General features: G+C 33.7%; 13 protein-coding genes. 1 reads left to right on the plus strand and 12 read right to left on the minus strand.

Translation table 11 applies throughout. The annotated features are described in order from the left end of the window. Nucleotides 1–287: 287 nt before the first annotated feature. Nucleotides 288–1,709: a CCA tRNA nucleotidyltransferase gene (locus tag BUA89_RS13520; RefSeq protein ID WP_072958829.1), complete on the minus strand. Its 1,422-nt coding sequence runs from the start codon at nt 1,707–1,709 to the stop codon at nt 288–290. Nucleotides 1,710–1,843: 134 nt separating this feature from the next. Between BUA89_RS13520 and BUA89_RS13525 the strand changes: the two genes are divergently transcribed. Next, the gene (locus tag BUA89_RS13525; RefSeq protein WP_072958831.1) at nt 1,844–2,818 is read left to right on the plus strand and encodes a hypothetical protein; all 975 of its coding nucleotides are present in this window, start codon (nt 1,844–1,846) and stop codon (nt 2,816–2,818) included. A gap of 33 nt (nt 2,819–2,851) precedes the next feature. On the opposite strand, the gene BUA89_RS13530 is transcribed toward BUA89_RS13525, so the two are convergent. From BUA89_RS13530 to gldB, 11 genes are all read right to left on the minus strand, one after another. Further along, on the minus strand, nt 2,852–3,400 hold the full coding sequence (locus tag BUA89_RS13530; protein WP_072958833.1) for an L-threonylcarbamoyladenylate synthase: 549 nt from the start codon (nt 3,398–3,400) through the stop codon (nt 2,852–2,854). 20 nt (nt 3,401–3,420) lie between these two features. Continuing rightward, the gene (locus BUA89_RS13535) at nt 3,421–4,014 is read right to left on the minus strand and encodes a hypothetical protein (RefSeq protein WP_072958835.1); all 594 of its coding nucleotides are present in this window, start codon (nt 4,012–4,014) and stop codon (nt 3,421–3,423) included. Beyond that, nucleotides 4,007–4,438 (minus strand): hypothetical protein, encoded by a 432-nt coding sequence (locus BUA89_RS13540; protein ID WP_072958837.1) that lies wholly within the window; start codon nt 4,436–4,438, stop codon nt 4,007–4,009. The genes BUA89_RS13535 and BUA89_RS13540 overlap by 8 nt, the downstream gene beginning before the upstream one ends. Continuing rightward, complete coding sequence (locus BUA89_RS13545) at nt 4,435–4,938, minus strand: DinB family protein (protein ID WP_072958840.1); 504 nt, start codon at nt 4,936–4,938, stop codon at nt 4,435–4,437. The genes BUA89_RS13540 and BUA89_RS13545 overlap by 4 nt, the downstream gene beginning before the upstream one ends. A gap of 61 nt (nt 4,939–4,999) precedes the next feature. Then, nucleotides 5,000–5,452: a GNAT family N-acetyltransferase gene (locus BUA89_RS13550; protein WP_072958842.1), complete on the minus strand. Its 453-nt coding sequence runs from the start codon at nt 5,450–5,452 to the stop codon at nt 5,000–5,002. A gap of 3 nt (nt 5,453–5,455) precedes the next feature. Continuing rightward, complete coding sequence (locus BUA89_RS13555; RefSeq protein WP_072958845.1) at nt 5,456–5,935, minus strand: nuclear transport factor 2 family protein; 480 nt, start codon at nt 5,933–5,935, stop codon at nt 5,456–5,458. Nucleotides 5,936–6,067: 132 nt separating this feature from the next. Then, on the minus strand, nt 6,068–7,207 hold the full coding sequence (locus BUA89_RS13560) for a cystathionine gamma-synthase (RefSeq protein ID WP_072958848.1): 1,140 nt from the start codon (nt 7,205–7,207) through the stop codon (nt 6,068–6,070). Between the two features lie 99 nt (nt 7,208–7,306). Continuing rightward, on the minus strand, nt 7,307–7,633 hold the full coding sequence (gldC, locus tag BUA89_RS13565; RefSeq protein ID WP_072958851.1) for a gliding motility protein GldC: 327 nt from the start codon (nt 7,631–7,633) through the stop codon (nt 7,307–7,309). A 32-nt stretch (nt 7,634–7,665) separates the two neighbouring features. Further along, nucleotides 7,666–9,867 carry a thioredoxin-like domain-containing protein gene (locus BUA89_RS13570; protein ID WP_072958854.1) on the minus strand — a complete coding sequence of 734 codons (2,202 nt, stop codon included), beginning with the start codon at nt 9,865–9,867 and terminating at the stop codon, nt 7,666–7,668. A 96-nt stretch (nt 9,868–9,963) separates the two neighbouring features. Continuing rightward, nucleotides 9,964–10,776, minus strand: coding sequence for an ABC transporter ATP-binding protein (locus BUA89_RS13575; RefSeq protein ID WP_228420561.1), 813 nt, complete (start codon nt 10,774–10,776; stop codon nt 9,964–9,966). A 528-nt stretch (nt 10,777–11,304) separates the two neighbouring features. Continuing rightward, entirely contained in the window at nt 11,305–12,285 is a 981-nt protein-coding gene (gldB, locus tag BUA89_RS13580; RefSeq protein WP_072958857.1) for a gliding motility lipoprotein GldB, read from the minus strand. Between the last annotated feature and the right edge of the window lie 32 nt (nt 12,286–12,317).

Consider the following 12,317-nt stretch of genomic DNA (forward strand, 5'->3'; position numbering starts at 1 on the left):
AAATTAATTTCGTTAAAATTAAAACCTCAATAATTCCAATAAACCACCAGATGGGAAACCTGAAATATACATAAAGAAGAGTAAAACCATCAACAAAAGGCTGATCTTTAACGGCTTTTTTAATTTCAAAATCTACAGAAAAATAGGGTACAATAAGCCCAAAAAGTAAAAACACAATCAGATACAAGATCCGATTGCGTTTTTTAATTATTTTGTATTTCCAAACTCCAAAATTGAAGATGAAAATTACTATTAACATGATATAGTCAAATGTTGCGAAAAGCATTTTAAACCAGTGTTAATCCAAGCTTTTCCGCTTCTGCAATAACAAAATTTTTAGCTTCTTCACTATCGTTACCAATTTCGCCTTCCAGAATTGCTTCTTTTACTTTTTCCTTTAAAATCCCGATTTCACGACCGGGTTTTAAATTAAACATCCTCATAATTTCTTCTCCGGAAATGGGTGGCTGGAAATTTCTTACCTGATCTTTTTCCTCTACTTCCTTAATCTTTACCGCAACATACTCAAAATTTTTCTTGAATTTCTCTTGTTTTTTGGAGTTTTTCGTTGTGATATCAGCTTTGCAAAGCGTGAACAGATCTTCAAGATTTTCACCGGCATCAAACAACAATCTTCTCAATGCAGAATCCGAAGCATCATCCGTAATTAAAGCGATTGGACGTGATGAAAGTTTCACCATTTTCTGAACATATTTCATGTCCGGTCCTAATGGTAATTTCAATCTTTGAAATAACGTTTTCACCATTTTTGAACCTAAAAACTCATGTCCATGAAAAGTCCAGCCAGTTCCTTCCACGAATTTTTTGGTAGGTGCTTTTCCAATATCGTGAAGCAATGCCGACCAGCGAAGCCATAGATTATCGGTGTTTTCAGAAATATTATCCACCACTTCCAAAGTATGGTAGAAGTTGTCTTTATGCGTTTGACCTTCCACTTCTTCTACCCCTTTCAGATCGATTAATTCAGGAATAATTAATTTCATTAAACCGGTCTGTTCCATTAGTTTTAAACCAATTGAAGGTTTTTTGGAAAGCATGATCTTGTTAAATTCAACCATGATTCTTTCCCTGGAAACAATCTTAATTCTTTCTGCCTCCTGCTTAATGGCTTCAAGTGAATTATCTTCAACTTTAAAATTTAACGTTGAAGCAAAACGTACCGCTCTCATCATTCTCAGAGGATCGTCAGAATACGTCTGTGCGGGTTCCAAGGGAGTTCTTAAAATTCCTTTTTCCAGATCATCAATCCCGTTAAAAGGATCGATCAATTCACCGAAATTATCTTTGTTCAAAGAAATTGCCATTGCATTAACGGTAAAATCTCTTCTTTTCTGGTCATCTTCAATCGTTCCGCCTTCCACTTCCGGTTTGCGGCTGTCTTCAGAATAACTTTCCTTTCTTGCTCCTACAAATTCCAGCTCAAGATCTTTATATTTAATCATCGCCGTTCCATACGTTTTGAAAACGGAAACTTTCATTTTCGGATCAATGGCTTTAGCAACATTTTGCGCTAATTCTATTCCGCTTTGTTCGGTCACAAAATCAATATCCGTGGAAGCCTTTCTTTTCATCAGCAAATCCCGGACATAACCGCCCACAATGTATACAGACTGATTGTTTTCTGCCGCTACCTCAGAAATTATTTTGAAAAGTTTTAGATTTTTATTTTGATTGAGATTGATTGTCATTATTATCAGGATATAGGATTTCAGCTACAAGAACGAAATCTTTTGCAAAGATAACAATTACATTAAACTTTTAACAAATGTAACATCGTTTACAAAATTTGCCTAACTTTATAAGATAACTAATACTCATAACTATGAAAAAAATATTATTCATTGGTTTCCTGTATTCCTTTTCAATTCTTTTTTCCCAGGCCAAAAATGTACATTATACAGATTTTATCGATTTCACAGACAATTCCGGGGTAAAGTACAGTGCTATGATGGTTACGGATCGGCATAATGACGACGACGGACGTGCGGATGCCACAGTAAGAATTCTCTATTCTACTGATGGAAATGAACATCTGGTAGAATTCTATTCCGACTGTTATCTGGAAAATTTAAAAAACGGAAACACTAAAATTTCATTTATTCCTGTAAAAAATGCCAGCGTACAAATTATAAAAGGTAAAGATGTAAACTATAATACTGATACTTTTATCTATGAAATCGAATCAAAAACGAATAAGATTACAGGAACTCAGTCTGACAAAAACAGTACAACGCTCACTCCGATTATTTATAGAAATACAACATTGCAAACGCAGGACAGAATAGATGAGATCGACAGGTTTTATTTCAGAACAGAGCCAATGTATGGTCTTCTTAAAGATTTTTATAACAAGAAAATTGAAGACACCGAAAAACCTTACTTTGATGCTGTTGGTTGGTTTGGAAGTGACGGAATCGCTTATCAGGCATTCATTATATCGGTTTTAAAAGAAAAAGGAACTTTGGATTCCGTAGTCAGAATACGTTATGAGAAAAATGGCGAAATCAATATTGTGCAATACGATACTTTGTCTGAAATTAAATTACAAAACGATGATACCATCACAATTTCTATTAAACCAAAAGATAAAATTATAAAAAATATCAAGGGAAATTCCAGCTATAGTGCAGACAGTTTCTTCTATACATTAGATGGAAACGACCAGTTTATCAGTGGAAAACAATCTGATGATAATTCTTCTGCAGATCTATCCTATATAAAGGTTTCCAACAATCGGGAGTTTGCCTTAAAATTCTATTCCGAAAAAGATGAAATTTATCAAAAGTATTTTAAATAAATCAACAAAAAAGCGCCGTTAAACAGCGCTTTTTTATTCTCTTAAAACTTTTATCCTATTGTCGCTCCAGATTTTTATCACCGAAGAACCGGAGTATTTTGACACTTTTTCTCTGTCTTCTTCTACTGCATAATCCACCAAATCAACCATTTCAGGAGAAATATCCGAAAACTTCATCGGGCTTTTTTCTCCACTGAAATTCGCCGAAGTTGACACCAACGGCTTGTTTAATTTTGTGATTAATTTTTTACAAAAATCGTTTTTTACCAAACGGATTCCTATACTTCCATCATCTGCCAATAATTCTTTTGGCAAACCTCTCGGATTCTCGTAAACGATGGTTACCGGTTTTTCGCTTAAATCAATAATTTCCCAAGCCATCTCCGGAACATCCACCAGATCCTGCAGTCTCTTTTCAGATTCTACCAAAATGATCATGGATTTGTTCTTTTCACGTTTTTTGATGTCAAAAATTTTGTTGACAGCTTCTATATTTGTTGCGTCACAACCGATTCCCCAAATAGTGTCTGTTGGGTAAAGGATAGTTCCGCCGGATTTTAGTATGTTGATGATGTTTTCCATAATAATTAAACTTGTTTTAATTAATCTTTAAAAAAGAATAAACTAAAATAACCTCTCTTCGTTTTATTTTCAATTTTTTTCAAACTCAATAATTTCTTAAAATCATTTCTAATAATATGCTGTGATATTAATACAGGAACATTCAATCTTGAAGCATCCTTAATTAAAGTATATAAAATCGATTGATCTTTGAAAAAAACCATCGTTGTCGTTTCATGATTACCAAGGCCCAAAGTATCTGTAGGTTCATTCAAAAATATCAGATCTTTAGAAATTTTAGAGATTCTATAATTGTACTTTTTTCCGTATTCAAGAATTCTTCTTTTAGCCTCTTCTTTATGAATAGTAAATTTGATTTCTTTTAAATTTTTCTCTGTGAATTTACAATAAAAACCATACAACCCAAAAGATAATGGACAAAGGTAAAAAAGGTATTCAATATCACTATTCGCAGACTGTTTAATATCTCCTAACCCCCAAAATGTAGGAAGCATCAGACTCAGGAACATTAAATAATTTGTAAAAGTATCAAATTTGTCATACCAATTTTCTTCTAAAATAAGTTTTCTCGTTTCAATACTTTTTTCAATATCTAAATTTTTTAGACTACGCATCTTTTTGCTCTTTTATTTTCAAATAAATTGAAGAAAAAGTTATGAATAAAATTGACATTAACCATAAGTAGTAGCCTGATTTCAATTCAATTATTGGGGCTATTCTTCCGCTTTTAGTCATTGTTAAATTTTCAAAACTTAAAAATACAAACCCCAAAATCGAAGAACAAATAAGAGGAAAAATAGCTAATTTATTTTTCTTATATAACAAAAATAACCCCATGAAATAAAGTGGATTTGCTAACCAAATACAACCTTCTCCGAAACCACCACCGACAAAATGCATCCATCCAACAAGAAAAGCTAAATAAGCATGATAGTTTACAATTCCAAAATATTTATAAACTACACAAACTTGTGTAAGTGAAATAAGAAATATTATTACACTAATGAAAATCAGAATGCTGGTTGTAGATTTAATCACAACTTCGGCAAATATCTTTCCTCAATAATATTCAAATGATGAATATTATGACCTACAATTAATTTCCCGATGGTTTCACCCGAAATTTGATTTCCATTAGCTATTCCAATATTTTTTAAAGCTGATGAATTTGCGGTTTCTAATAAAATCTGAGAAGACTTTCTCACCAGTTGATATTCCTCCAACAAAGAACTCAAACTTCTTTCATTGGCAAAAGATTGATCTGCATACAACTCTTCGTCAAAACCAGGCAATTCATTTTGATCACCTCTTGCGAAAGCTAAAATTCTGTATTGAAAAACTCTTTCTGTATCCGATAAATGCAAAAGCAATTCTTTCAACGTCCATTTTCCTTCTGCATAAGCAAAAAGCGATTGCTCTTCCGAAAGTTTTGAATATATATCAACGGTTTTATCACACGAATTTTTAAGTTCCTCCAACCAATTTTCGGATGGAATATGATCTAAATATCTTTGTACGTATTTTTGAAAATCAGTCATGTTAATATGAGTAATAAGTAATTGGTAATGAGCAATATTTTAAATTAATAATTGTTAATTATTAATTATCAGTGTTTGTCCATTCGTAGAAATTTACTTCATCGTAAATTTCGAATCCGCAAGCAGGATATAATTTGTTTCCAATATCGTTGGATTTTCCTGTTTCAAGAAGAATTCCGGCTGCATCGGTAAATTTTGCCAGTTCTTTAGATTCTTCAATTAGTTCTTTTGAAAAGCCTTTTCCGCGGTGGTTTTCATTAACGTATAAATCATTCAATAACCAATAACGTTTCATTCTTGTTGATGAAAATAATGGATATAACTGAACAAAGCCAACCAATTTCCCTTCACCTTCGGCAACAAAAATTTCGGAATCTTTATTTTCAATCCTTTCCTTCAAAAATTTTTCTGCGGCAGAAATGTCTGAATCTTTATGGTAAAAAACTCTGTATTGATCGAACAGTCCTGCTAATTGTTGTATATCCTGAAGGGTTGCTTTTCTTGTATTTTTCATAGTTTATAAGTGATGGTCGTAGCTCAGAACACGTTTCATTTTCCAGTCTTTTCCGTCTAGTATCCAGAGAATGGTAAATTTTGCGCGGCTTCCTTTATTCCATTTTCCTTTGTAAAATTCAGCGAAATCGTGTTCACCTTCCTGAATAAAAGCATATAAAACATTATTGCTGTACAAAGGATAGACTTTCATGCTGTTGGGAACCAATTCACGTTTTACTTTATTGGGGCCACCGCAAATATTGTTTTTAATGGAGGCTGTAAACGCCTGTTTTCCGGAAGTAATCCCACCTTTGTCGTGGTAAAATTCAAGATCGTCACTGACGATAGAATCATAATGAGAAAGGTCACATTTGTTAAATCCAATATCAAATATCAGACTGTCTAATTTTTTTGCCGTTTTGTATAATTCGTCGGTATTTTTTACCTGAGAATAAACAATCTGACTTAAAATGAATAACAATAAAATCTGAATCTTTCTCATTATGGTTTATTTTTAAATAATTCTTTAAAGCTAATTTTTTAACGCAAAGTTCGCAAAGATTTTTTTGACTACTATACGTTTTTAAGTTCGCAAAGGCGTTTCACTTAACTAAGCTCGCTAAGATTTATTCTATTAAGAAAAAGCTCTTTCCAAATCGGCGATCAGATCTTCTGCATCTTCGATTCCAACGCTTAAACGAACTAAATCATCAGTAATCCCCAATTCAGCACGTTTTTCAGCCGGGATGGAAGCATGAGTCATCAACGCAGGGTGATTGGCCAAAGATTCCACTCCACCCAAAGATTCGGCCAAAGTGAATACTTTTACTTTCTCTAAAAACTTAATAGCATCCTCTTTTTTACCCGATTTAAAAGTGAAGGAAACCATTCCTCCGAAATCTTTCATCTGAGCTTTTGCCAATTCGTATTGCGGGTGAGATTCTAATCCCGGATAAATTACCTGAGCAACTGCCGGATGAGACTCAAGATATTTTGCTACAGCCATTCCGTTTTCTGAATGTCTCTGAACTCTTAACGCCAAAGTTTTAATCCCTCTTAATACCAAATAAGAATCATGAGGTCCTAAAATTCCGCCACTTGCGAACTGAATGAAGTGAAGCTTGTCTCCCAATTCCGCATCTTTTGCTACCAATGCTCCCGCAATAACATCAGAGTGACCACCCAAATATTTTGTCGCAGAGTGCATTACGATATCTGCTCCCAAATCGATCGGTCTTTGAAGGTATGGCGTTGCGAAAGTATTATCAACTGCAACCAAGATATCTTTTCCTTTTGCAATTTCTACAACTGCTTTAATATCAACTAATTTCATCAATGGGTTTGTTGGAGTTTCAACCCAGATCAGTTTAGTTTTATCGGTAATGACGTCAGCAATTTTAGAAACATCATCAAAATTCACGAACGTAAATTTCAACTGATATTTTTCAAATAACCTTGTGAACATTCTGTATGTTCCGCCATATAAATCATCCACTGCAATTACCTCATCACCAGGGTTTAATAATTTTAAAACACAGTCGATCGCTGCCAAACCAGAACCGAAAGCCAAACCTCTTGCTCCGTTTTCAATACTTGCCAAAGAGTCTTCCAAAGCCTGTCTTGTAGGGTTTGCCGCTCTTGAATATTCGTAACCGGAATGTACCCCCGGAGATTTTTGTGCGAATGTAGACGTTAAAAATACAGGAACGTTCACAGAACCTGTTGCAGATTCGTGGTGCTGTCCTCCGTGAATAACTTTTGTATTAAAATTCATTGCTTTATATTTTATTAATTTGAAAATTTGAGAATTTGAAAATTACTTTCATAACTTTCATTTTCAAATTGTCTTATTATCACATTTTCAAATTCGTTTTTACATTTTTATTGCAGATTTTATCGCAAATTCCTCAGCCATTTGCTCGATCCATTGTGCCACATCTTCTTCACCTGTTGCTCTTTGGTAGGTATTTCCTAAAGAAACAAAAATCTGGTGCATGAACATTTTCATTTGGTCAACAGGCATTTCTTTTGTCCAAAGATCGATTCTTAGGGCTTCCATATTTTTTTCGTCCCAAACGGAAATCATTACTGCCTTCGTTTCTTCTTTTTCAACTCCACCATCCTGAGCATTCCAAGTCATTGTTTCCGGGATGTGGTTTTCATCCAATTCTACATCTATCGTAATCTGAGTTTTTCTCATAACTTTCTATTTATTTCTAATTTGGTGCAAAGTTAATACTTCTTGAGCTTATCTAAAATTTCTACGAAATTATCTTCATCAGGAAAAGGTGTATTCAGATTAAATATTTTGCCATCCGGATCGATGATTAAAAATCTCGGAATCGACTGGATTTTATAGGTTCTCATGAATTGTTCTGCATTATTCAGCCAAAACTGAGGAATATTGGAAGGTTTTGCTTTTAAATAATTTTTCCATTTGTTCTGATCCTGATCCAGACTTACCGAGATAAACTGAATATTACTATAATATCTATATTGATTATTTCTTGTTTCGAATACCGGACGAATTTCTTTACAAGGCGCACACCACGTTGCCCAAAGATCAATGATCACATACTTTCCACGGAATTTTGAAAGATTCACCGTTTTTCCTTTATCATTCAAGAAAGCAAGATCGGGAAATACAGATCCTTTTTGAGAAATATTAATCTGCTCAAGCTTTGAGTACAGCATATTTTTGTAATCTTTGCTGTTAATTTTATTAATCTCTGAGGCAAATAATTTATTTCTTGCAGTACTGTCGCTTTCAAGTTCCATCGTTTTTGACAGGTGTTTCGACAACAGTTGATCTTTTTCAAAACTTTTCGGAAGCTGATTCAGTTTAACAAAAAGAATACTGTCTGCATTAATCGACTGATCCTGATCCGTTAATAAATGATCTAATTTAAACTGAAGATAATTTTCATTTTTACTCAAAAGCTGTGTTGGTTTCTGAATATTTTCATTTAATTCAGCAATAAACTCTTTTGGCGGTGCAAATTTCAGATCATTCCACGAAGTCATTTTTCTGTAATTGTTGATCTCGTTTAAATATCGAATCGCCATCAGCTGCCTTCTGTACATTTTATAATCATCAGAAAGTGCATTGTTTTCAGGATCGGCGAAAATATTCAGAATTCTTTGGCTTTCTTTCCAGTCGGATTGGGCCAATTCATAAAATTTAGCAGGATCATTAGTGTACGTCTGATCTTCAAGCGCATATCCGAATTCTCTTCCGAATGCATCTTCTGTTTGCCTATACGCCTGGTCAGCTTTTCTGTTGGATCTGATGTAAGAGACCAATTTGGTATTGTTTAATTTAAAATCCAGATCAAACCAATCTCCGCTTCCCATTACCAGAATCAGTTTTTTAGTTCCGATTTCGATGAGATATTCATCTAACGGAAGATTTTCTTTTGTAGACCAACTGAAGGTATTATTTTTTATCGCTGCGGCACCGATCTTCTTATGAAAATCAGTAGTATAAATTTTAATAGAATCAATTTTAAGATCCGTTTCCAGTTTTCCGGTCATTGAAATTCCTGCAATATCACTTTTGTAAGATTTTGGCTTTTGAAACATATACAGAAACCCTGCTCCAACAATAAACAAAACCGTTGAAATAATAATCTGCTTCTTATTTTTAAGGAAAGCATTTTTAAAGCCTTTTTTGCTGTACCAGAAATAACCGATGATCAGGAAAATAATCATCCAGAAAACACTCATCAACTCCGAATACGAAATAAAACTGTTCAGGTTTTTGATTTCCGGAGCATTCCAGAAGGTGTACAGTGAACTGTAAGGATTAAAGAAAAACGACTGCTTCTGAACCAAAGAAGTAATGTTTGAAGCAATCCCCAGAGAACCGACCAGAAAAGACCAGATAAAGCCAGGAAAAGCCACGGAAGCACAAAGCTGCAATGATGCAATGCCTAAAATGGTAATGCATATTCTTGCATACGTTTTCATAATCCATGCAAAATCGAAATCCATCAATTTTACTGCATTCGGATGAATATAATAATCTGCCAGCGCCAGAATAATATTAAAGATAAAATAAGAGGCAACACACAGAAAACTCAACAAAATTAAAATGATATATTTGGAAAAATACAACTGAAACCTGCTTACCGGCTGTGTTTCCATCAACTGCCATCCGTTGTTTTTATGATCGGTCTGCGCTATTCTGTTTGCTGCAATGATGATAAATAAAAGCAATACAAAAAATGTGAAATATTTTAAGGCTTCCCCACCGATAGCCTCTTCGAAAATAGAAAATTTCAAGGTGCCTTCCTGAATAATCTCCGGCCTGAAAAATGACGGCACGAATCCCAATAAAGGAATTAATCCACCTAAAACTATTGCAATATAAACTAGTCCTAATCCTTTTATTTTCAGCCATTCTGTACCGACTGTCGTTAATATTTTTTTCATTGGTGTTTTAATTTTTAGTGATTTCCATGAACCAGTCTTCTAACCCTGCACTGTTTTTAATTTCGAAAACTTCAGCATCTTTCAGCACCAGTTTCTTTACGAGGCTAATAATATCTTCTTTAGATTCTGCCGTAATTTCAATAGTATTTTCATCCAGTATTTTCGGTGAATAGCTTTCAGGAACTTCGGTATAAAAGCGGAGGCATTATTTAAGCCGATTCTGATATGATTGTATCGGTACAGCTCATTCAAATCCTGAATACTTCCCGTAAAGCGAATTTCACCATGAGAAATAATCGCCAAATGCGTAATCATTTTTTCAATTTCCTGAAGCAAATGACTCGAAATAAAAATCGTAACCCCTTCTTCTTTATTCAGTTTGATGAGAAGTTCACGCATTTCCAGCATTCCGTTGGGATCGAGCCCGTTCACAGGTTCATCAAGAATCAATAAATCCGGTTTTCCCAGCAGAGTCATCGCAATAGAGAGCCTTTGTTTCATTCCCAGAGAATATCTTTTCATCTTCATATTCCGGCTTTCCCAAAGACCTACAAGATGAAGAACTCTTTCGCATTCGGAAGAAGGAAGATTCCTCAGTTTGGAAATAATCAACAGATTATCCCACCCGGAAAGATGATCATAAAAGGCTGCGGTGTCGATAAGGCTTCCGATTTTATTAAAACCTTCAGGATAAAGTGTTGAAAGCTTTTCATTAAAAATACTGATGGCATTATTTTCGTCGGGAATACTTCCGATAAGCATTTTCATGGTGGTAGATTTCCCTGCTCCGTTGGCTCCGAGAAATCCAAAAATACTCCCTTTCGGAACCGAGAGATTGATATTTTTAAGAATAGGTTTATTCCTGGAAAATTCAAAGTTTAAATTTTGAATCTGAATAACATTTTCCATAGGTTATTATTAATTGCCACAAATATATAAATTAAATAGTAATATGCAATACAAAGTAGTATTATTTACATAAATCCAAGTAAAAAGCCTTCCCAAAAAAACTGAAAGGCTTTTAATTTATAATAAACTTGTTTAAACTTTTTACCACAAAAGATGCAAAAGATTTTAACTCTGTAGTCATCTTAAGTTTAATATTTAAATGAAAAAAAGAGCACATAAGTTTAGAGCCTGTTTAAATTTTATTAATAAATTTTTTATCACTCTTTCCTAATTTTTCTAAATTAAATAAACCTTGTTTATCCTTTCCTTAACATTAAGTAATTCAGTTAATTAAGGTGTTTTTGGTTAAGAAATCAATAAATTGATTTTTATTAAATTTTTTAAGCTAAATACTCTTAATTTCTTAATGTTAAAAGTAAATCAAAGATTTTTTCCTCTTTGTAAACTTTTGAAATACTTTAAATAGATCCAATAAGGTCTTTTATTTCTTCTGCGGTTAAATTTAAACAAACTTAATGTATAGAAATTCTATAATTTTGGCTTGTATCCCGATTGGTTGAATATAATCGTGGCATCCATATTCAGGAAATCCTGAAGTTTGGTCTCTGGTTTTTGCTTAAAATATTCCTTACAAATCTGCCATCCGGTATAAATACCTATCTGAGGTGAAGATTCATTATCGATTTCCGTATAAAATTTAGAAAAAGGCCCCGGCGCAATGAAACGGTCTTCCAATCTGTGATCATCTCCGAAAATCAGGTTATTTTCAACGAAATAATTCCAGATATTGGCTTCGTTGGATACCGCCCATTCATATTGTTTCTGGGTATAATTCATTTTCAGGTAATCCGGATACGTCGGCAAAAACGCATCTTTAAGAATCATAATCTTCCCGTTAAGAATCATCATATCAATAAATTTCTGATGATCCGGAGTTTCTTTTACGAAACCTTCCGCAAATAGCTGAGCCACTTTGGGAACAATATTATTCGGGTTCATAGATTTCTGAAAATACATTTCCAGCCCTTTATAATTAGGATTATTTTCTCCCATGAAACCTGAAATATCTATAAAAAGAAGATTTCCTTTGGCATCATAAAAAATAGGATCCTGAACCATCTGTAGCGATGAAGAAAACAAAAATACTTTTGGACTTTTGAAAACCGGAAAATAATATTTGATATGCGAAAAAAGATCCTGGAGATCTGTCTGCAGCTTCGCTTGATCTATTTTAGAGGCAGCTTCTTTATAAATTTTTATCTCAGCAGGGTCCACCCTTCTTTTACCGAAGTCTGCATCGCTCACAGTTCCCTGAAACCAAGGAAATTTTGCCTTAAACTGATCCAATGAAACATTAGGATCGTATAATTCTTTGGAAATATCTGTGATCTCCACCTTTTCTGCCGGATTTTTAACTTCAACATTCCATTGGTTCTGAGTTTCTTTTTTACAGGAAACCAATCCCAAAACTAATCCTAAAGAAAGCGCTATAATTCTGAAAATCTTCATACTTTTACATGAAATTAAAGTTTACAAAAATA

Origin of the sequence: Chryseobacterium arachidis, from assembly GCF_900129245.1 — a bacterium.
Lineage (GTDB): Bacteria > Bacteroidota > Bacteroidia > Flavobacteriales > Weeksellaceae > Chryseobacterium > Chryseobacterium arachidis.